Origin of the sequence: Sphingomonas sp. BGYR3, assembly GCF_025153455.1 — a bacterium.
Classification (GTDB): Bacteria; Pseudomonadota; Alphaproteobacteria; order Sphingomonadales; family Sphingomonadaceae; genus Sphingomonas.
Map to the genome: position 1 here is coordinate 782,918 of NZ_JANZNT010000001.1, position 19,832 is coordinate 802,749.

The 19,832-nt window shown below is 65.5% G+C and carries 20 protein-coding genes; 11 read left to right on the plus strand and 9 right to left on the minus strand.

What is annotated here, in order from left to right; translation table 11 throughout:
- Positions 1-909, minus strand: a complete 909-nt coding sequence (locus NYR55_RS03615; RefSeq protein WP_347709654.1) for a hypothetical protein — start codon at positions 907-909, stop codon at positions 1-3.
- Positions 840-2,402 carry a 1-hydroxycarotenoid 3,4-desaturase CrtD gene (gene crtD, locus NYR55_RS03620; protein ID WP_260019867.1) on the minus strand — a complete coding sequence of 521 codons (1,563 nt, stop codon included), beginning with the start codon at positions 2,400-2,402 and terminating at the stop codon, positions 840-842. The genes NYR55_RS03615 and crtD overlap by 70 nt, the downstream gene beginning before the upstream one ends.
- Positions 2,403-2,579: 177 nt before the next feature.
- Between crtD and NYR55_RS03625 the strand changes: the two genes are divergently transcribed.
- The 9 genes from NYR55_RS03625 to pufM all read left to right on the plus strand — a co-directional run bounded on the left by NYR55_RS03625 (position 2,580) and on the right by pufM (position 11,021).
- Positions 2,580-3,608, plus strand: a complete 1,029-nt coding sequence (locus NYR55_RS03625; RefSeq protein ID WP_260019868.1) for an acetylserotonin O-methyltransferase — start codon at positions 2,580-2,582, stop codon at positions 3,606-3,608.
- A 79-nt stretch (positions 3,609-3,687) separates the two neighbouring features.
- Positions 3,688-4,653 (plus strand): chlorophyll synthesis pathway protein BchC, encoded by a 966-nt coding sequence (gene bchC / locus NYR55_RS03630; RefSeq protein ID WP_260019869.1) that lies wholly within the window; start codon positions 3,688-3,690, stop codon positions 4,651-4,653.
- Positions 4,650-5,633: a chlorophyllide a reductase iron protein subunit X gene (locus tag NYR55_RS03635; RefSeq protein WP_260019870.1), complete on the plus strand. Its 984-nt coding sequence runs from the start codon at positions 4,650-4,652 to the stop codon at positions 5,631-5,633. Before bchC ends, NYR55_RS03635 begins: the two co-directional genes overlap by 4 nt.
- Positions 5,634-5,636: 3 nt before the next feature.
- Positions 5,637-7,145, plus strand: coding sequence for a chlorophyllide a reductase subunit Y (bchY, locus tag NYR55_RS03640; protein ID WP_260019871.1), 1,509 nt, complete (start codon positions 5,637-5,639; stop codon positions 7,143-7,145).
- The gene (bchZ, locus tag NYR55_RS03645) at positions 7,142-8,587 is read left to right on the plus strand and encodes a chlorophyllide a reductase subunit Z (RefSeq protein ID WP_260019872.1); all 1,446 of its coding nucleotides are present in this window, start codon (positions 7,142-7,144) and stop codon (positions 8,585-8,587) included. Before bchY ends, bchZ begins: the two co-directional genes overlap by 4 nt.
- A gap of 142 nt (positions 8,588-8,729) precedes the next feature.
- Positions 8,730-8,957 carry a light-harvesting antenna LH1, beta subunit gene (gene pufB, locus NYR55_RS03650; RefSeq protein WP_260019873.1) on the plus strand — a complete coding sequence of 76 codons (228 nt, stop codon included), beginning with the start codon at positions 8,730-8,732 and terminating at the stop codon, positions 8,955-8,957.
- Between the two features lie 14 nt (positions 8,958-8,971).
- Positions 8,972-9,145: a light-harvesting antenna LH1, alpha subunit gene (pufA, locus tag NYR55_RS03655; protein WP_260019874.1), complete on the plus strand. Its 174-nt coding sequence runs from the start codon at positions 8,972-8,974 to the stop codon at positions 9,143-9,145.
- Positions 9,146-9,253: 108 nt separating this feature from the next.
- Entirely contained in the window at positions 9,254-10,078 is an 825-nt protein-coding gene (gene pufL, locus NYR55_RS03660; protein ID WP_260019875.1) for a photosynthetic reaction center subunit L, read from the plus strand.
- 16 nt (positions 10,079-10,094) lie between these two features.
- Entirely contained in the window at positions 10,095-11,021 is a 927-nt protein-coding gene (gene pufM, locus NYR55_RS03665; protein WP_260019876.1) for a photosynthetic reaction center subunit M, read from the plus strand.
- A gap of 133 nt (positions 11,022-11,154) precedes the next feature.
- Here pufM and NYR55_RS03670 read toward each other — a convergent pair whose 3' ends face one another.
- From NYR55_RS03670 to NYR55_RS03700, 7 genes are all read right to left on the minus strand, one after another.
- Positions 11,155-11,421, minus strand: coding sequence for a hypothetical protein (locus NYR55_RS03670; protein WP_260019877.1), 267 nt, complete (start codon positions 11,419-11,421; stop codon positions 11,155-11,157).
- 7 nt (positions 11,422-11,428) lie between these two features.
- The gene (locus NYR55_RS03675) at positions 11,429-11,911 is read right to left on the minus strand and encodes a TspO/MBR family protein (RefSeq protein WP_260019878.1); all 483 of its coding nucleotides are present in this window, start codon (positions 11,909-11,911) and stop codon (positions 11,429-11,431) included.
- Between the two features lie 6 nt (positions 11,912-11,917).
- Positions 11,918-13,120, minus strand: a complete 1,203-nt coding sequence (locus NYR55_RS03680; RefSeq protein WP_260019879.1) for a geranylgeranyl diphosphate reductase — start codon at positions 13,118-13,120, stop codon at positions 11,918-11,920.
- Positions 13,117-14,436: a BCD family MFS transporter gene (locus tag NYR55_RS03685; RefSeq protein ID WP_260019880.1), complete on the minus strand. Its 1,320-nt coding sequence runs from the start codon at positions 14,434-14,436 to the stop codon at positions 13,117-13,119. The genes NYR55_RS03680 and NYR55_RS03685 overlap by 4 nt, the downstream gene beginning before the upstream one ends.
- Positions 14,436-15,338, minus strand: a complete 903-nt coding sequence (gene chlG / locus NYR55_RS03690) for a chlorophyll synthase ChlG (protein WP_260019881.1) — start codon at positions 15,336-15,338, stop codon at positions 14,436-14,438. Before chlG ends, NYR55_RS03685 begins: the two co-directional genes overlap by 1 nt.
- An 85-nt stretch (positions 15,339-15,423) precedes the next feature.
- Entirely contained in the window at positions 15,424-16,839 is a 1,416-nt protein-coding gene (ppsR, locus tag NYR55_RS03695; protein WP_260019882.1) for a transcriptional regulator PpsR, read from the minus strand.
- Positions 16,840-16,855: 16 nt separating this feature from the next.
- Complete coding sequence (locus NYR55_RS03700) at positions 16,856-17,803, minus strand: cobalamin B12-binding domain-containing protein (RefSeq protein WP_260019883.1); 948 nt, start codon at positions 17,801-17,803, stop codon at positions 16,856-16,858.
- 218 nt (positions 17,804-18,021) lie between these two features.
- On the opposite strand from NYR55_RS03700, the gene bchF reads away from it, so the two are divergent.
- The gene (gene bchF / locus NYR55_RS03705; protein ID WP_260021545.1) at positions 18,022-18,546 is read left to right on the plus strand and encodes a 2-vinyl bacteriochlorophyllide hydratase; all 525 of its coding nucleotides are present in this window, start codon (positions 18,022-18,024) and stop codon (positions 18,544-18,546) included.
- Positions 18,543-19,832 carry a ferredoxin:protochlorophyllide reductase (ATP-dependent) subunit N gene (locus NYR55_RS03710; RefSeq protein ID WP_260019884.1) on the plus strand — a complete coding sequence of 430 codons (1,290 nt, stop codon included), beginning with the start codon at positions 18,543-18,545 and terminating at the stop codon, positions 19,830-19,832. The genes bchF and NYR55_RS03710 overlap by 4 nt, the downstream gene beginning before the upstream one ends.

The window sequence follows — 19,832 nt, forward strand, 5'->3', positions numbered from 1 at the left end:
CTACCCCGCCTCGCGCGGCATCTTGTAGGGCAGCATGAACTGCACCACCGGATGGATCAGCCGGTCGAGCGAGATGCTTTCCTGAACCGCCGTCACATTTTCCCCGAACAGCTGCGTACGGAGCGTCGATCGCGCATAAAAGGGCGCATCTTCCCACGTGCGGATAACCGACGCCAACCCGCGATCGGCCCGCGTCTGCCGCCCGAGCAGCCATCCGCTGGGAGGAAGCGGCGCGACCAGCGGCAATTCTGCCTCTTCCGGCGTGCCGTCCGGGCCGAACCGCAATGCGCTGCCAAAATGGCTGCCGTCGCGCCGCTGTCCTTCATAGATGACGGCAACGTCCCGGCCGAGATGGGCGCGCGACCAGTGCCAGCTTTTGAACCCCGCCTCCAGCGGTTCGCGCCCGTCATTGCCATCCAGATAGCCGCTGCCGGACCAGGTAATCGCCGGATCGTGCATCCGCACCTCCACCCGCGCGCGCGGGGCAATGGCGTGCCAGTGATGCGTGCCGGCCGCGTCCAGCCGAAAGCTCTGCCCGACCAGGATTTCGGGGTGCAGCACCACCTGTCCGCGCACCCGCCGCCGCCATGGGATGCCCAGCCGGACGTCGCGTTCCTCGATATCGATGACCAGCCGGTCGCCGTCCCACCGCATCGCACTTGGCCCGATGGTCAGGGCATCGCGATGCTGCGCGGTGTCGCCCGCCCCCCGCTCCGTCATCACCCAGCGCGCGCCGGGGCCATAAAGCGCGATGTTCAGGCAGCTGTGATCCAGCGGCAAATGGCGGCCGGAACTGCGATAATAGGGGGAAAAGACGCTGCCGATGAACCCGATGATGGTCAGCCCGAAGCGCCCGTCATCGCTGATCGCGTCGACATACCACCATCGATAGCCCTGCGGTGGAACCACCGCGTCAAAGGCCGGTCGGCCAGCACTGCCTCGCTCGCCAGCCTCCCCGACAAGGCGGCCATCGGGACGCCCGCGCCAGGATGCGTCGCCCCGCCCGCGCAATAAAGCCCATGGATCGCTGTCCGGCTGCCCGGCCGGAGGAAGCTTGCCGCCCACCCGTGCGAGGCCCGTCCATAAAGGGCTCCACCCGTCCCCGGAAAGCGTGTCGAGAAATCCGTTGGCGTCAGCAGCCGGTGCGGCAGCGGATCCGCCAGCGTCAGGCCGCAGGCGCTGAGCCGTTCGAGCATGGTCGACGTGCATTGGTCCTTCTCCGCATCTGAATAGCTGTGCCGGTCGCCATTGGCGGGGGCATTGACGATGACCTGAAACCGTTCCGGCCCATCCGGCACCCGCCCGCCGCCGCGATCGAGCGCGCAGACATAGGCGGTGGGATTGCGGGGCGGCCTTCCGGCGGCGATATCGGCAAACTCGGCCGGATAATCGTCCGAAAAGAAGACGTTGTGATGCGCGAGGTCAAATCCGCTGGTGCGTGCTTCCGCCAGCCAGACCATCGCGGACAGCGAGCGCGCCGTTTCGCGCATGGGCCGCGTTGCCCGCCGCACCGCCGGACCCAGCAGCCCCTGACCCAGCGCCGCCGGATCGCCGTTGAAGACGATGGCGCTGGCGGACAGGTGCTGACCATCGGCCAGTTCGACACCGGACACCCGCCGACGCGCCACCGTGATCCGGCCGACGGCCCGGCCGTAATGGAATGTGACGCCGCGCGCCCGGGCCAGCCGCTCAAGCGCCGCGGCAAGGGCGCTGATCCCGCCATCGATTGCCCAGACGCCCTGCGCCTCCACATCCGCGATCAGCATCAGCGTGGCTGGGGTGCGGAACGGCGATGATCCGCAATAGGTGCTGTATCGGCCGAACAGCTGGACCAGCCGGGGATCGCTGAAATGCTCGCCCAGCACCTTCCACAGGCTTTCGTACGGACGGATCGCCAGCAATGCGCCGACCCGCCACAGGCCGATCCGCCACATCAATTGCGGCGGCAGCGGCTTTGCGGCGCGCATGAACGGCGCATCGACGATCTGGAAAATGCGGCGCGCCTCGGCCGAAAAACTGCGGAACCCGGCCTCGTCCGCGCGGCCGGCAAAGCGGCCGACGGCATCACAGCTCGCCTCGAAATCCGCATGAAGATCAAGGGTTTCGGCATCGTTCCACGCATGGCGTGCCAGAATGTCGGCCCGGCGCAGCGTCAGGTGATCCTCCACCCGCTCGCCCGCATCGGCAAAGATCGCATCGAATACGGATCGCAGGGTGAACACCGTCGGCCCGGCATCGACGGCGGCACTGCCGACATCGCCCACGGGCAGCTTGCGCACCTTGCCCCCCGGGCCGGCCGCCTGCTCGATCACCGTCACCCGCTCGCCCCGCGCCGCAAGCAGCAGCGCAGAGACTAGGCCGCCGATCCCGGCGCCGATGACGATGATGGGTTCGCGCTCCATCCTGCCTGCCTTTCATCCATCCGAACGAATGGATTTGACCCGAGGCTAACAGAAGTTCATCCAGATAGACATATGTTAATGTCAAGCCAGCCATACACATTGAACTGGCGGACCCGCTGGGCCCTTCGCCGCAATGCTGTGCTGGGGAGCCCTGGCTTTCAGCGATGGGCAGCGCGGATGCCGATTGTCAGGGCGGTGGCCCGGCGACGGGCGGCGGCGCAGTTCGATTTGGTCGCCGGATTTGTCTATTCGCAACTGCTGGCCGCCAGCGTCGAATCCGGGCTGATCGACCTGCTTCGCGGGACGGCGCTGACCGGGGACGCCATCGCATCCCGGCTTGGCCTGGGCGCAGCAGCGACCGACCGGTTGCTGCGCGGATGCCGGGCATTGAAGCTGGTCGAGGAGCCGCAGCCCGGCCTGTGGGTGCTGGGCGAGGAAGGGGCGCCGTTGTCGGCCAATGCAGGCGCAATGGCGATGATCCGCCACCACCGCATCCTGTACCGCGACCTGGCCGATCCCATGGCCCTGTTGCGGGCGGACCGGACGAGGGAGACGGCCCTGTCCGCCTTCTGGTCCTATGCCGCCAAGGATGGCGCTGGTCAGTCGGGCGATGCGGCGGACTATTCCGAACTGATGGCCGCGACCCAGGCGATGATCGCGGAACAGGCGCTGGCCGCCTATCCCTTTTCCCGGCATCGGCGGATGCTGGATATTGGCGGCGGGTCGGGCAGCTTTGCCCTGGCGGTGGCCGATGCGGCACCAGCCCTGGCACTCGGCATCTTTGACCTGCCGCCCGTCGCCGCGCTGGCGCAGGCGCGAATCGCTGCCCTGCCCCATGCCGACCGGTTCAGCATCCACCCCGGCAGTTTCCGCGACGACGCGCTGCCGCACGGCTATGACCTGATCACGCTGATCCGCATTGCGCATGACCACGACGATTCGGTGGTTGCCGCCCTGTTCAGCAAAATCCATGCGGCGCTGCCCCCCGGCGGCCGGTTGCTGATCGTAGAGCCGATGGCGCGCGTGGCGAGTGCCGAACGCATGGGCGATGCCTATTTCGGCCTGTACCTGTGGGCGATGGGCCAGGGAAGGCCGCGTTCCGAGCGGGAATTGACCGCGATGCTGACCGCTTCCGGCTTTGCCTCCGTGCAATCCGTGCCCACTGCACTGCCGCTGATCACCAGCGCAATTGTTGCCACGCGTTGACGAAGTAGACTGTCAATTAAAATTGACAATAATGCTCGTAACGATATGGTGACAACTGCGGAACAGCCTTCACTCTGGAATGGCGGTCCGCAGGAAGGACGAGGGCAGCGTGCACGGTTCCGCCATCATTATCGAAGCGCCAGGCCAGCTGACCGTCCGGAAAACCGCGCTCAGCCCGCTGGAAAGCGGCGATGTGATGGTCCGCACCGAATTCAGCGGCGTCAGCACCGGTACCGAAAAACTGCTGTGGAACGGCACCATGCCGACCTTTCCCGGCATGGGGTATCCGCTGGTCCCCGGTTACGAGTCGGTCGGCGAAATCGTGGATGCCGGCGCGGATCACCGCGACCGCATTGGCGAATGGGTCTTTGTACCGGGCGCCAGCTGTTATCGCGATGCCCGCGGCCTGTTCGGCGGCGCGTGCCGCACCCTGATCGTGCCCGGCGCCCGCGCCCTGCCGGTCCCCCGGTCGCTGGGTCAGGAAGGCGTGCTGTTCGCACTGGCCGCAACGGCGCTTCATGCCATGGGGCGCGGCGCGGCACCTGAACTGATCATCGGGCATGGCGTGCTTGGCCGCCTGCTCGCCCGTCTGACCATCGCATCGGGTGCGCCCGCGCCCGTCGTCTGGGAAACCTGTGCAGACCGTTCCGGCGGCGCGGCAGGATATGCCATCGTGCATCCCGACGATGACGATCGGCACGATTATCGCGCCATTTATGACGTCAGCGGCGACGCGGCATCGATCGACGGGTTCATCCGTCGGCTGGTGCGTGGCGGCGAGCTGATCCTTGCCGGGTTCTACAATCAGCCCATCGCCTTTGCCTTTGCTCCCGCCTTTCAGCGCGAGGCGCGGATCAGCGTCGCCGCCGAATGGCAGCCCGAGGATCTGGCATCGGTGCGGGCGCTGGTTGGCAGCGGGGCGCTCGACCTTGGCGGCCTGATCAACCGGATCGAACCGGCCGGACAGGCGCAGACCGCCTATCCCCAGGCATTTGACGACCCGTCCTGCCTGAAAATGCTTCTCGACTGGAGGGATTGCGCGTGACGATGCTCGACCTGAACGCACTGCGCGACGAAGCGGCCCATGAGCCCGATCCGGTCCACACCGGCGAGGTGAAGAAGGAAACGCAGATCATCGCCATTTATGGCAAGGGCGGCAGCGGCAAATCCTTTGCGCTCGCCAACCTGAGCTACATGATGGCGCAGCAGGGCAAGCGCGTGCTGCTGATCGGCTGCGATCCCAAATCCGATACCACCAGCCTGTTGTTCGGCGGCAAATCGACCCCCTCGATCATCGAGACGTCGAGCGCGAAGAAGCTGGCGGGCGAGGAAATCGGCATAGAGGATGTCTGTTTCCAGCGCGACGGCGTGTTCGCCATGGAACTGGGCGGGCCAGAGGTTGGCCGTGGCTGCGGCGGACGCGGCATCATCCACGGCTTTGAAACGCTGGAAAAGCTGGGCTTCCACGAATGGGGCTTTGACTATGTCCTGCTCGACTTCCTGGGCGACGTGGTCTGTGGCGGCTTCGGCCTGCCGATTGCCCGTGACATGTGCCAGAAGGTGATCGTGGTCGCATCCAACGACCTGCAATCGCTGTATGTCGCCAACAATGTCTGCAAGGCGGTGGAATATTTCCGCCGCATGGGCGGCAATGTCGGCGTGGCCGGCATGATCCTGAACAAGGATGACGGCACGGGCGAGGCCAATGCCTTTGCCGAAGCGGTCGGCATTCCGGTGCTGACGGCGATCCCGGCGAACGAGGATATTCGCCGCAAATCGGCCAATTACCAGATCATCGGAATGCCCGGAGGCGAATGGGGTTCGCTGTTCGAACAGCTGGCCGAAAATGTCGCTACCGCCCCGCCGCTGCAGCCAAAGCCGCTGGATCAGGACGGGCTGCTCGGCCTGTTCTCCCCCGACGATGTCGGCGGATCGGTGAAGCTGGTCCCGGCGACCCAGGCCGATATGCGCGGCGGCACCTATGCCACCAAGCCGTCGCTGGAGGTCATTTATGACGCGGTGTAAGGCATGACCGGCCCGGCAGCCACCGACCGCGCGCCCGATCGCATCGATCTGGGCGGCTGTTCAAGCAGCGACACGCTGCGCGAAGCCGCACGCGCGGCGGGCAAGAGCGATGTGCTCGATCAATATGCCACCGATTATCCGGTGGGGCCCCATGACCAGCCGCAATCCATGTGCCCTGCATTCGGATCGCTGCGCGTCGGCCTTCGCATGCGGCGCACGGCGACCGTGCTGTCGGGTTCGGCTTGCTGCGTCTATGGTCTGACCTTCACCGCCCATTTCTATGGCGCGCGGCGCAGCGTCGGCTATGTCCCGTTCAGTTCCGAAACGCTGGTGACGGGCAAGCTGTTCGAGGACATCAAGGAAGCCGTCGAACAGCTCGCCGATCCCGAAAAGCTCGACACGATCATCGTCACCAACCTGTGCGTCCCAACCGCCAGCGGCGTGCCGCTGCGGCTGCTGCCGGATTCGATCAATGGCGTGCGGGTCATCGGCATCGACGTGCCCGGTTTCGGCGTGCCCACCCATGCGGAGGCCAAGGACGTCCTGTCCGGCGCGATGCTACGCTATGCCCGGCTGGAGGCAGAGCAAGGGCCGGTTGCCGCGCCCCATGCCCTGCCCGACCGGCCCAGCATCCCCTTGCTGGGCGAGATGTTTCCGGCCGATCCGATGGGCATCGGCCTGATGCTGGAACCGATGGGCCTGGCCGCCGGACCTGTGGTGCCGGTGCGCGAATGGCGGGAGCTGTATGCCGCGCTGGACGGCGCAGCGATTGCCGCCATCCACCCGTTCTACACCGCCAGCATCCGCGAGTTTCAGGCCGCGGGCCGTACCGTGATCGGTTCCGCCCCCGTCGGTGTCGACGGCACGGCCGCCTGGCTGGATGCGGTCGGCGCCGCGTGCGGCGTGGCGCAAAGCGCGACGGATGCGGCCAAGAACCGATTCCTGCCTGCCATCGCGGCGGCATTGGCCGCAACGCCGATCCGGGGCCGGATTACCGTTTCGGGCTATGAAGGGTCCGAACTGCTGGTCGCCCGACTGCTGACCGAAAGCGGCGCCGAAGTGCCCTATGTCGGCACCGCCTGTCCGCGCACCCCCTGGTCCGAGGCGGACCGTCAGTGGCTGGAGGCACGCGGCACCCGCATCGTCTATCGCGCCAGCCTGGAACAGGACATTGCTGCGGTCGAAGAATTCCACCCCGATCTTGCCATCGGCACGACACCCGTCGTTCAGCACGCCAAGGCGCGCGCCATCCCGGCGCTGTATTTCACCAACCTGATTTCCGCCCGGCCGCTGATGGGCGTTGCCGGTGCAGGCAGCCTGGCCACGGTCATCAATGCCGCCATCGGCAATCAGGCGCGGTTCGACCGGATGCGCGATTTCTTCGATGGTGTCGGCACGGGCCATGCCACCGGGATCTGGACGGAAACCCCGACCGACCGGCCGAAGTTCAAGGCGATGAACGCCGCCCGCAATGCGGCCGCGGCCAGGGCAGCGGAGGCCATCGGGTCATGACGCTGATCCTCGATCACGACCGCGCGGGCGGTTACTGGGGCGCGGTCTACGCCTTTACCGCGGTCAAGGGATTGCAGGTGATTATCGACGGCCCGGTGGGCTGCGAAAACCTGCCCGTCACGTCGGTGCTGCATTACACGGACGGCCTGCCGCCGCATGAATTGCCCATCGTCGTCACTGGCCTGGGCGAGGAAGAGCTGGGCAAGACCGGCACTGAGGCTGCGATGAAACGCGCCTGGAAAACGCTGGACCCCGATCTGCCCGCCGTGGTCGTGACGGGATCGATTTCCGAGATGATCGGCGGCGGGGTGACGCCCCAGGGCACGAACATCCGCCGGTTCCTGCCGCGCACGATCGACGAGGATCAGTGGCAGGCCGCCGACCGGGCGCTGTCCTGGCTGTGGACCGAGTTCGGGCCGAAAAAGCTGCCCAAGCCGGCCGAGCCGAAGGAAGGCGAGCGGCCGCGGATCAACATCATCGGCCCGGCCTATGGCGCATTCAACATGCCCAGCGATCTGGCCGAAATCCGCCGTCTGGTCGAAGGGATCGGGTGCGAGGTCAATATGGTGTTCCCGCTGGGCACCCACCTGGCCGATATCCATCGTCTGGCGCTCGGCGCGGTCAATATCTGCATGTACCGCGAATATGGCCGCAACCTGTGCGAAATGCTGGACCGGCCGTATCTGCAGGCACCGATCGGGCTGGATTCCACCACCCGGTTCCTGCGTCAGCTGGGCGAATTGACCGGGCTGGACCCCGAACCGTTCATCGAACGGGAAAAGCATACGACGATCAAGCCGCTGTGGGACCTGTGGCGTTCGGTCACCCAGGATTTCTTTGGCACGGCCAGCTTTGGCATCGTTGCCACCGACACCTATGCCCGCGGCATCCGCAAGTTCCTTGAGGACGATATGGGCCTGCCCTGTTCGTTCGCATTCGGGCGCAAGGCGGGGGTGAAGCCGGACAATCAGGCCGTCCGCGACGCGATTGCCGCCAATCCGCCGCTGATCGTGTTCGGCAGCTATAACGAACGGATGTACATGGCCGAGGCAGGAACGCCCGGCGTGTTCATCCCGGCCAGCTTTCCGGGCGCGGCGATCCGGCGCCACACCGGCACGCCGTTCATGGGCTATTCCGGCGCGACCTATCTGGTTCAGGAAGTGTGCAATGCGCTGTTCGACGCGCTGTTCCACATCCTGCCGCTGTCCACCCGCATGGATGCGGGCACGGCGACCCCCGCCCGGCGCGAGGCTGCGCTGCGCTGGGACGGCGAGGCCAAGGCAAAGCTGGATGCGATCGTCGAGGCACAGCCCGTGCTTGTCCGCATTTCCGCGGCAAAGAACCTGCGCGATGCGGCCGAGCGGTCCGCCCGGCGCGCCGGCGAAGATCATGTGTCGGCCGACCGGCTGGCCGCAACGATGCTGGAAGGGGCTGGCCGATGATCCGCGCCGCCCCCGCCCCACGCCACTCATCCGGCGCATCGCCGGATGTCACGATCCTTTTGCAGCATTTGGACGCTGCTGGAGGGGCCGCCCGGGAGAGCCGCGTGTTGCAGCTCGTTGGGGCAAGGTTGGAGGATGAATCATGAGCGAAACTGAACGCTTTGGACCCGGGGCGTATCTCACTCCGGAAGAAGCAAAAGAATTTCACAAGATCTTCGTGAGCAGCTTTATCGGCTTCACCGTCGTGGCGATCATCGCCCACGTGCTGGTGTGGTCGTGGCGGCCCTGGCTGCCGAGTGTCAACGGCTATGCGATGCTGCATGACGCGACCCAGGTCGCCAGCGTCGCCCTCACGTCAATGCTGGCATAAAGGGAGACGACATCATGTGGAGACTTTGGCTCATTTTCGATCCGCGCAGGACCCTGGTCGCTCTGGCGATCTTCCTCTTCGTCCTGGCGCTGCTGATCCATTTCATCCTGTTGAGCACCGATCGCTTCAACTGGATCGAAGGACCGAAGACCGCACAGGCAGTGGCGACCGCTCCGGCGGCGACCTGACTTGCGCGAACCCGCCCGGGGAAGGCGGCGCCACGCGCCCCGGCCCCGGGATGGGCATGACAGCGATTTCCTCAGGATGGCCATCAGGATGGATGGCAGGGGTGTGCGATGGCACTGCTAAGCTTCGAAAGAAAGTACCGCGTTCGCGGCGGTACACTGGTCGGCGGGGATCTGTTCGACTTCTGGGTCGGACCGTTTTATGTCGGCTTTTTCGGCGTCACGACCGCGATTTTTTCAATCCTCGGTACGGCGCTGATCCTGTACGCGGCTTCGCAGGGCAATACCTGGAACCCGTGGCTTATTTCCATCGAGCCGCCGGCCATTGATTATGGCCTGGGCTTTGCGCCGCTGAACAAGGGCGGGTTTTGGCAGATCATCACGATTTGCGCGACGGGGGCGTTCGTTTCCTGGGCGCTGCGCGAGGTGGAAATCTGTCGAAAGCTTGGCATGGGCTATCATGTGCCGATCGCGTTCGGCGTTGCGGTTCTGGCGTATGTCACGCTGGTCATCGTGCGGCCCGTGCTGATGGGCGCATGGGGATATGGCTTTCCCTACGGCATCTTCAGCCATCTGAACTGGGTGTCGAACACGGGCTATGCCTATGTGAACTTCCATTACAATCCGGCGCACATGATCGCAGTGTCGTTCTTCTTCACGACCTGCCTTGCGCTGGCGCTGCACGGATCGCTGATCCTGTCGGCGGTGAACCCGGCCAAGGGCACGCCGGTCAAGACGCCGGAATATGAAGACACGTTCTTCCGCGATTTCATCGGCTATTCGGTCGGCACCATCGGCATCCACCGCGTCGGCCTGTTCCTGGCGCTCAGCGCCGGGTTCTGGAGCGCGGTCTGCATCGTGATCGCCGGGCCGCTTTATGCGGGCAGCTGGCCCGAATGGTGGGAATGGTGGCGCAACATTCCGATCTGGTCTTAAGGGGGAGGATACGGCCATGCCGCGTTATCAAAACATCTTCACGCAAATCCAGCTGACCAGCCCCCCGGAAATGGGCATGCACCTGCCCCCCGGCGACGAGCCGCGGGTGGCGATGACCGGCGCAAGCTACTGGATGGGCAAGTTCGGTCAGGCGCAGATCGGCCCGATCTATCTGGGCTGGCTTGGCCTTGCCTCGCTGCTGTTCGGCTTCCTGGCCATCGAGATCATCGGGTTCAACATGGCCGCGTCGGTCAACTGGGATCCGCTGGAGTTCGTCCGGCAGTTCTTCTGGCTGGGCCTTGCCCCGCCGGCGGCCGAATATGGCTTCACCCCCTTTGTCCCGCTGGACAAGGGCGGCTGGTGGATCCTGGCGGGCTTTTTCCTGACCATCTCCATCCTGCTGTGGTGGGCGCGCAGCTATCGCCGGGCAAAGGCGCTTGGCATGGGCACCCACGTCGCCTGGGCGTTTGCCGGTGCGATCTGGCTGTATCTGGTGCTGGGGTTCATCCGCCCCTTCTTCCTGGGCAGCTGGGCCGAAGCCGTGCCGTTCGGGATTTTCCCGCACCTGGAATGGACGAACAACTTCTCGCTGCAATACGGGAACCTGTTCTACAATCCGTTCCACGCGCTTTCGATCGTGTTCCTCTATGGCTCGGCCCTGCTGTTCGCCATGCACGGCGCGACCATCCTGGCGGTGGGCCGGTATGGCGGCGAGCGCGAGCTGGAACAGATCACCGACCGCGGCACGGCATCGGAACGCGCCGGCCTGTTCTGGCGCTGGACCATGGGCTTCAACGCCACGATGGAATCGATCCATCGCTGGGCCTGGTGGTTTGCGGTGCTGACGACCGTGACGGGCGGCATCGGCATCCTGTTGACCGGTACGGTGGTCGACAACTGGTATCTGTGGGCGATCGAGCACGGCTACGCGCCGGAATACTGATCGCGAACGAAGTCCCCCCGGTCGCCACGTTGGCGACCTTTCCCGGGAAGCCCGGTCGGAAACGGCCGGGCTTTTCGCTGTCTGAGGGATAGGGGCAGCGGCCAGCCCCCCGCATCTGTCTGGCGAAGGACGATCAGCCCCGCATCCGGCGCCCGAGCATCCGGCGGCGGCGAAGGTCGATCAGATGGACCGGAAAAGCGAGCGCCAGCGGCACCGCGATCCATGGCCAGGCCCATCCGGTCAGCGCCGCGCGCAGGCCCAGCATCATCAGCACGGCAGGAAGCAGCGCGGGCAGGATATTGCTCAGGCGCTGGCCGCGATGCCTCAACCAGACCGCCTCAACCACCAGAACGGCCAGCACGATGTCGACCGCATGGCCGCTGGTAAACAGCGCCTGCATGGCCCGATCAGGCAAAGGGACCGTTGAGCTGGACCACCTGATAATTAAGGGCGCCGGCAATCGTCACCCAGATCAGGTACGGGACCAGCAATGCCGCCGCCCCTTTCGAAAAGCGGCCGCAGAACAGGATCAGCGCCAGGATCGACAGCCACAGCGCCGCCAGTTCGTACAGCGCCAGATCAGGGCGGTGCATCCGAAAGAACAGGAAGCTCCAGCCCAGATTGAGAAAGCCGTTCAGCGCGAACAGGCCGATGGCAATTTCCGCATCGCGGCGCGTCGGGGCGGTCTGCCACATCCGCACGCCGGCCAGCGCGATCATGGCAAAGATCGCGGTCCAGATGATGCCGAACGCATAGCCGGGCGGCGCCCAGTCCGGTTGGCGCAGCGCATAGTACCATTCATCCAGAACGGTCAGCGTGCCCCCGACAAGGGCCGTGACCAGGGCGAGCGATCCGGCGATGACGATCGGAAAAAGGGCTGCCCTGCTCATGCCAACCTAGCGTTCCTCGATGGCCCTCAAGCCGAACAAATGGCCAAGATCCTTAAAGAACACGCGGACATGCGCGAGCGGATCCCGGCGGACCAATTGCTTGTTCATATAGGCTTCCCATGTCAAGCGCTGGACATCGGGATCGGCGCACATCTTGACGAAGCGTTCGCGGCGCTTGTCGTTGCGGTACCAGAAATACTGCATGATCCCCAGGATCCAGAACACCCGGCCATGGGCCTTCATGAAGGTGCGCCGGGCACCGCGGAGCATCCGCGCATCGCCGGTTTCCAGGAATCGATGCACGGCATCGGCCCCCATCCGGCCGGCGGTCATGGCGTAATAGATGCCCTCACCCGACGAAGGGGCGACGACACCGGCGGCATCGCCCACGACCAGCGCATTGCGGCCATTGTCCCACCGTTTCAGCGGCTTCATCGGGATGGGCGCGCCCTCTTCGCGCAACGTCTTCCATTCCGACAGGCCGGTCTGTTCGCGCAGCACGCGCGTTGCGGCACGCAGGCCAAACCCCTTGTTCGCGCTGCCCAGGCCAATGCTCGCCGTCTTGCCGTGCGGAAAGATCCAGGCATAGAAATCGGGGGACAGATGCCCCTGATAATAGACGTCGCAGCGGGACGGATCATAATCCTCGACGATGCGATCGGGCACCTCGACAATCTCGTGATAGGCAAAGACGCAGGCGACGTCGCCGCCGCCGGGAATGCATTGGCGCGCCACCGCGGATCGCGCGCCATCGGCACCGATCACCGCCCGCGCGGTCACGGTTTTGGGTTCCGCCCGCCGGTCGGCGCGATAGCGAAGGCGCGCAATCCCGGCGCTGTCGTCCACATCCTCGCACAGGCCGGTCACGCGAACCGCGCCGGCCGCCGCCGCACGCTCGCGCAGCCATTCGTCGAACACGTCGCGGTCGACCATCCCGACATAACCGTCGCCGCCGCACGGCATGTCGACGCTGGTTTCGGACGGCGCGATGATGCGGGCCGATCGCGCGCGGGCGACCATCAGCGAATGGGGAATGTCGAAATCGGCGAGCAACCGGGGCGGGATCGCGCCGCCGCACGGCTTGGTCCGGCCCGCCTTGTCCAGCAGCATCACCCGGTGCCCGGCCCGTGCCAGTTCATGCGCCGCGGTTGCGCCCGACGGGCCGCCACCGACCACGATCACGTCGAAATCATAGCTCGTCTGGGTCATGTGAACGCTCCCTTCGGCGTCGAGGCGCCCCTTAAGCGGATGCCGACCGCGACCAGCGCAGCGGCGATGAACATCACGCCTTCAACGGCAAACACGGTGGCAAAGGCGGCGTTGTCCGCGCCCATGGTCCGCATCAGATCAAGGAGCAGCGCACCCAGCAGCCCGCCGGTGCCAAAGGCGATGGCCTGCGCCGCGCCCCAAACGCCCATCCGCGCGCCCTCGCCCGCGGTCCTGCCATCGCTCGCCATGCTCAGCATTGCGCCGACCGCCGCCACGGCGAACACGCCATTGGCAACGCCCAGGCAGAAGATATTGGCCGTCAGCGGCCATGCCCTGCCGGTCAGCGCCGCCAGCGCCAGCCCGGCCAGCATCACGGCAGAGCCAGTGCAGCCCAGCACGATCCACAAGGTGGGGTTGCGGCCATAGCGCCGGGCGTGAAGGGTGCCGCCCGCCCCGGCGATCAGCATACCCAACAGGATGCCGCCATGCTGCAATCCGGCCAGCTGGGTCGACTGACCCGGCGTCATGTCGAAAACCAGACCCGCAAACGGTTCCAGCACGAGATCCTGGATGCTGTAGGCAACCATCGAGATGAACACGAACCCCGTAAAGCGCCACGCGCGCGGATCGGCCCGGATTTCGGCCAGCACCTGACCAAAGGATGCGCCCTCCCCCTCGCCCCTTGGCGCGGATAAGGACAGGCTGCGCACCTCCAGCCCGCGAAGGGCGAGCAGCGCGATGGAAAACGCGCACAGCACGACCATGCTGGCAACGATCGCCAGCCGGTCCGCCGCGAACGGATCGAGATATTTGCCCGATACCCCCGCCGCAACGACGATCCCGGCAATCATCATGGTCCAGGTCAGCGCGGCCGCAGCGGGCTTGCGCGCCACCGAAACGCGCGACGCGATCAGGGCGAGCAGCGCCGTGCCCGCCATACCGACGCCAATGCCGATCAGCGTGAAGCCGAGAATGGCCAGCACCAGCGCGGGGCCATACCATTGCGGGATCAGGATCGTCGCATCGACCGCGATCACCGTGCCCAGCGCCTGAATGCCGAGGCCCATCATGATCCATGGCGTGCGCCGCGCGGAACGGTCGCTGCGATGTCCCCAGATCGGGCGGGTCAGCTGAACCGCATAATGCCATGCGACCAGCCCGGCCGGAACCGCCGCCACGACGCCATATTCGACGACCATCACGCGGTTCAGCATGGACGTGGCCAGCATCACCATCGCGCCGATCGCAGCCTGAACCAGGCCCAGCCGGACGATCGACAGCCAGCCGATCCCCGGGTCGGACGCGCGCGAGGCCATTACAGATATCCCCCCAGCCCAAGGGCCGCGGCAAGCATCCCCAGCACGTACAGCGAAACGCCCGTGGCGTTGTACCATGGCGCCAGCCGCGCGGGATCGCCGACCATCCGTGCCATCAGCCCCAGCTGGATCAGCAGCGACAGCGACACCAGCGCCGTCGAAATCCACAGGCCGAGCACCGCAAGCTGCCCCACGACGAACAGTTGCGCCGCCGCCATCACCGCGCAGGCGAGCAGTGCCGCCCCCCGCACGCCCAGCACGACGGGCAGCGACCGGATGCCGGTCGCGCGGTCGCCGGTCACCGCCTTGAAATCGTTCAGCGTCATGATCCCGAATGCGCCCAGGCTGTACAGCGACAGCACGATGAGCACCGGCGCGGCCGGCAAGCCGCCCTGCATCACGCTGACCCCGGTGAACCAGGACAGCCCCTCATAACTGAACGCGCAGACCAGCGGACCAAGCCAGCCGCTGCGCTTGAACCGGAACGGCCGCGCGCTGTAGCTCCATCCGCAGAACAGGGCGACCGCGGTGGCCGCCAGCACCCATGGACCCAGCGCTGCCCCGACAAGCAGGGAAATCAGCGCGCCAATGCTCGCAATCGCGATCGGCCATTGGCCGGGCACGCGGCCCGACGGGATCGGCCGACCCGGTTCGTTGATCGCGTCGACATGCCGGTCGCACCAATCGTTGATCACCTGACTGGTGCCGCACACCAGCGGCCCGGTCAGCGCGATGCCCGCCAGCAGAAACGGCCAGTGATCGATCAGCGACACCCCGGCGGAAACGACGCCGCACATGAATGCCCACATCGGCGGAAACCAGGTGACCGGCTTGCCCAGCTCGATGACGTCGCGCCAGGCAGGAATGCGGGGATATCCCGATGCGAAGGCGGAGTCTGACATGGCCGGCAGGCTATGCCTCGCCCCTGCCAGTGTCAATTTAATTGGACATTGATTCCGTCCGAGCGGACTGACAGTCCCGGCAGCGTTATTCGCGGTCGGTCAGGTTGCCCAGGCCATGCCGATGCAGTTTGGCATACAGGCTCTGGCGGCTCAGCCCCAGGATCTCGGCGGCCGATGCGCGGTTGTCGGCGGTGTGGACCAACGCCGCCTCGATGCACATCCGTTCGATCAGATCGGTACTTTCCCGCACGATCGCCTTCAGCGTCTTTCGCCCCACCAGACTGGTCAGCTGTTCGACAGAGCGCGGGGCGTCCTGTGCGTCCGGCGGCAGGTCGCGTTCCCGGCGGCTGACATTGCGGACGGAATAGCCATAGATCGGCTGATCCCGCTCGATCATCACGGCGGAAATCTCCACCGCCTCTTCCCCGCCGTTCAGGTCATGGACGATCGACCCGAAATTGCGCACGACATGGTCGGACGCCAGCTGCTTGCGCAACAGGGCTAGGTCGATGTCGCGCCGCCCGATCATCCCGGCCAGCGACATGCCGCGCAGCTGCTCGACCGATCCGGCCTGGACCAGATCGGCAAAGGCGCGGTTGGCAACGATGATGCGGTGCTTGTGATCCGACAGGACGAAGGCGTCCGGCATCCGCTCGACCATTTCGAGCATGTCGCGGTCGGCCTGGTTTGCACTGACGTGCTGTGCGCTTTCGATCACGCTGACCAGCCAATATTGCCGGCCGCCCTGACGAAACGCGGTCGCCGACAGCTGCCGCGCATCCTGCTGCCCGGCAAAGCGGGCCGACACGGCTGCGATCCCGGGGTTGACCAGCGCCGCCCCAAGATAGGCGACAACGGCATCGCGATCCGCAGGATCGATCCGGGCGAGCAGCGTCTTGCCCTCCAGCGATCCCGGCGCAGCGCCGACGGCCAGATAGAATGCCTGGTTCGCCTGCTGAATCTGATGCGTCTCGCCATCGGTGATCACCACCGGGTTGGCGATGGTGTCGAACAACAGCCGATAGCGCGTTTCCGCCTGACGCAGGTTCAGATAGTCGCGCTCCATCGCCTGCTGCGCCTTCAGCACCCGCTGCTGAAGCGTCGCGACGCTGCGCAGATCGCGCCCGATAGCAATGAACCAGCCGGTGGCGGGGGATTCGATCACGCGATAGCTGACCGGCACTTCCTCGCCATCGCCAAGGTGGTTGAGCTGGCGCCAGCCATTGCCGCCCTCGTCCCGGCCATCCAGCATGGCGTCGATCTTGTCCCGGCTTTCCACCGTCACGGTGTCGGTCCAGCGGCGGCCGATCCAGCGGTTGGCAAAGACGTAATCCATGGAACTGGCCGCAATATCGCGGATGATGCGGTTCTGGTCGATCGCCAGCACAATATCGCCCGCCGAACAGGCCAGATCGAAAATGTCCCGCTTCGAAAATCCCTCGGCCAGCACCTCGGGATCACTGAACGTGATTGCTAATCCGCGAGGCGTGGGTTTGTGCATCGAAAAAGGCCAGATCCTATATCAGATCATCAGGTTGTTTCCTGACGTTCGGGATAAGACGCGTAGCGGTCGCAACCGCCGACACTGCATCGGCCGCCGTACCGTCGGCACCGCACGCCGCCACCAGGTCGGGATGGTCGTTCACCACCCGTCCACCGATCAGGATCCGGATATCGGGGTTGCGCGACACAGACCGAGCCGCAGTGACCAAATTGCGGAGTGTCGCCGTAGAACAGTCGCAACTGACGGTCAATCCTAGGATATCGTAGTGAAACTCGGCCAGTTTCTGGTGCAGTTCGGAGCTGGACGGCTGGATCAGCAGATCGGTGTTCCATCCGGCGCGGGAGAAGCATTCCGCAACCATCTGCGTTCCGAACCCGTGCTGGTCGCCGGGCATGGCGGACATCAGCACCGAATGGCGCCCATGGCCGCTGCGCATCGGCGGCATGGTCCGCTCGGCAAGCTGACGCAGCGCCTGCTGAATACGCCACAGCCCCATGGTGACATCCAGGAAATCGCGGCTGTCATTTTCCCAATATTCGCCCAGCAACCGCGCGGCGGGGGCCATCAGTCCGACGAACAGCGTTTCGACCGAATGTCCCTCGTCCAGCCGCCGCTCGACAAAGGCGACCAGTTCGGGCGCCTCGGCCTTCAATGCCAGCTGGGCAAAAGGTTCGACGTCCGCATCCAGCGGCGGTTGCGCGCCGTTGCCATCGCCATCCCCGCCGCCTGAATCCTCCGGTTCCGCCGTGATCGTGGCACCGGGGTCGTAACAGGCGTGCACCAGCAGCGGGATGACCTGGTGCTCGATCATGAACGAAATGCCCGGATCCTCACCCTCCGGGCCATAGCCGGGCGGCAACGCCTTGGCCGAACGCCCCGATCGCCGGTCGCTGCTGCGACGATCCCATCGCCAGGCGGTCAATCGAGATTTGAGTTCGCTCAGGCCGAACACCAAAGCCATTTTCAGACTCTCCTGCAAAGTCTGGTCGGCGTGAAGAACGTCGGCCCTGGGAACGCAGTACAGTTCCCGTCTGAGCGCATCCTACAGGACAAAAGCATCGCGAGCAAATGCCCATCTGTCAATTTTTATTGATGTCCAATTTACTTGACACTCAATCCGTTTAGCCGTCTATTCCATGGGCTGAATAAGGAGAGTGTGCCGTGAATGGGCACCGGAACATCGAGGCTCAAGGTTGGCGGAACCCACGCACCGCCGCTGCCGCGCCGGATGCGGGCCGGCCGCTCTACACGGCCGAACAGCGTCAACGCCGCGACGAATCGGTCTGGACATTGATCCAGGGAATCCTTGCCCCCGTTCAGTTCGTCATCTTTCTGATCAGCGCGTTTCTCGTCTGCCGGTTTCTGCTGACCGGCGACGGGCGCGAGGCGGCGGAACTGTCCATCCTCGCCAAAACGGGCGCGCTCTACGCCATCATGGTCACCGGATCGATCTGGGAAAAGGTCGTGTTCGACGCGTGGCTGTTTGCCCGCCCGTTCTTCTGGGAAGATGTGTTCAGCATGGCGGTGCTCGCGCTGCACACCGCCTATCTGGTGATGCTGTTCGGCGGCCATGGCACCCCGCAACAACAGATGGCCGTCGCGCTGGCAGGCTATGCCGCCTATGTCGTCAACGCGGGCCAGTTCCTGTGGAAACTGCGTGTCGCCCGGTTGCAGGGCGCACGGGGCATGGCGGTGGCGGCATGAACGCCCCCGTGCTCGCCCCGCCCCAGGCCCCGGCCGATGACGGCGCGTTGCCCGTCCTGCGCGAACGGGGCCAGCGCGAAGTGTTCTGCGGCCTGACCGGCATCGTCTGGCTGCATCGCAAGATGCAGGATGCGTTTTTCCTGGTCGTCGGATCGCGCACCTGCGCCCATCTGCTGCAATCCGCAGCCGGGGTAATGATTTTCGCCGAACCGCGCTTCGCCACCGCGATCATGGAGGAACGCGACCTGGCCGGCCTGGCCGACGCCAATGAGGAGCTGGACCGGATCGTCCGCCAGCTGATCGAACGCCGGCCGGAAATCCGCACGCTGTTCCTGGTCGGCAGTTGCCCGTCGGAAGTCATCAAGCTCGACCTTGCCCGCGCGGCCGAGCGGCTGGGTGCGGCCTATGCCCCCCATGTCCGCATCCTCAACTATTCGGGCAGCGGCATCGAAACCACGTTTACCGAGGGCGAGGACGCGTGCCTTGCCGCGCTGGTCCCCGAAATGCCCGCGCTGGATGCCGATGCGCCCGCCAATCTGGTCATCGCCGGATCGCTGCCCGACATTGTCGAGGATCAGTTCCGGCGGATCTTTGACGAACTGGGCATCGGCCCCGTCGCCTGCCTGCCCGCGCGGACGCTGGCCGACACGCCGGGCATCGGCCCCAACACCCGCTATCTGCTGGCCCAGCCCTTTCTGGGCGAAACCGGACAGCGGCTCGATGGTCGCGGCGCAACCCGGATCGATGCGCTGTTCCCGTTCGGGGTTGAAGGGACGACGGCCTGGTTCCACGCCGCCGCCGCAGCATTCAACATTCCGGCGGACCGCGTGGCGGCGGTGCTCGCCCCCTATCAGGCACGGGCGGCACAGGCGATTGCGCATCACCGCGACCGGCTGGCCGGGCGGTCGATCTTCTTCATGCCGGATTCGCAGCTGGAAATCCCGCTGGCCCGGTTCCTGGCCAATGAACTGGGCATGGTGCTGACCGAAATCGGCACGCCGTACCTGCACCGCCATCATCTGGCGGCGGAACTGGCCGCCCTGCCCCCCGGGGTGCAGATCAGCGAAGGTCAGGATGTCGATCGCCAGCTGGACCGGGTGCGGGCGATCCGGCCCGATCTGACCGTCTGCGGCCTTGGCCTTGCCAATCCGCTGGAGGCGCAGGGCCTGTCCACCAAATGGGCAATCGAACTCGTCTTCTCGCCCATCCATGGCTTCGATCAGGCGGGCGACCTGGCCGAACTGTTCGCCCGGCCGCTGCGCCGCCGCGACGTGTTGAAGGTATAG

What these genes read in the sequence shown, in the direction of transcription:
- bchZ (WP_260019872.1), top strand. Translation starts at nt 7,142, where the DNA reads ATGACGCTGATCCTCGATCACGACCGCGCGGGCGGTTACTGGGGCGCG.
- crtD (WP_260019867.1), bottom strand. Translation starts at nt 2,402, where the DNA reads ATGGAGCGCGAACCCATCATCGTCATCGGCGCCGGGATCGGCGGCCTA.
- NYR55_RS03685 (WP_260019880.1), bottom strand. Translation starts at nt 14,436, where the DNA reads ATGGCCTCGCGCGCGTCCGACCCGGGGATCGGCTGGCTGTCGATCGTC.
- NYR55_RS03625 (WP_260019868.1), top strand. Translation starts at nt 2,580, where the DNA reads ATGCCGATTGTCAGGGCGGTGGCCCGGCGACGGGCGGCGGCGCAGTTC.
- chlG (WP_260019881.1), bottom strand. Translation starts at nt 15,338, where the DNA reads ATGTCAGACTCCGCCTTCGCATCGGGATATCCCCGCATTCCTGCCTGG.
- NYR55_RS03680 (WP_260019879.1), bottom strand. Translation starts at nt 13,120, where the DNA reads ATGACCCAGACGAGCTATGATTTCGACGTGATCGTGGTCGGTGGCGGC.
- bchC (WP_260019869.1), top strand. Translation starts at nt 3,688, where the DNA reads ATGGCGGTCCGCAGGAAGGACGAGGGCAGCGTGCACGGTTCCGCCATC.
- pufA (WP_260019874.1), top strand. Translation starts at nt 8,972, where the DNA reads ATGTGGAGACTTTGGCTCATTTTCGATCCGCGCAGGACCCTGGTCGCT.
- bchY (WP_260019871.1), top strand. Translation starts at nt 5,637, where the DNA reads ATGACCGGCCCGGCAGCCACCGACCGCGCGCCCGATCGCATCGATCTG.
- pufM (WP_260019876.1), top strand. Translation starts at nt 10,095, where the DNA reads ATGCCGCGTTATCAAAACATCTTCACGCAAATCCAGCTGACCAGCCCC.
- ppsR (WP_260019882.1), bottom strand. Translation starts at nt 16,839, where the DNA reads ATGCACAAACCCACGCCTCGCGGATTAGCAATCACGTTCAGTGATCCC.
- NYR55_RS03710 (WP_260019884.1), top strand. Translation starts at nt 18,543, where the DNA reads ATGAACGCCCCCGTGCTCGCCCCGCCCCAGGCCCCGGCCGATGACGGC.
- pufB (WP_260019873.1), top strand. Translation starts at nt 8,730, where the DNA reads ATGAGCGAAACTGAACGCTTTGGACCCGGGGCGTATCTCACTCCGGAA.
- NYR55_RS03670 (WP_260019877.1), bottom strand. Translation starts at nt 11,421, where the DNA reads ATGCAGGCGCTGTTTACCAGCGGCCATGCGGTCGACATCGTGCTGGCC.
- pufL (WP_260019875.1), top strand. Translation starts at nt 9,254, where the DNA reads ATGGCACTGCTAAGCTTCGAAAGAAAGTACCGCGTTCGCGGCGGTACA.
- NYR55_RS03675 (WP_260019878.1), bottom strand. Translation starts at nt 11,911, where the DNA reads ATGAGCAGGGCAGCCCTTTTTCCGATCGTCATCGCCGGATCGCTCGCC.
- NYR55_RS03700 (WP_260019883.1), bottom strand. Translation starts at nt 17,803, where the DNA reads ATGGCTTTGGTGTTCGGCCTGAGCGAACTCAAATCTCGATTGACCGCC.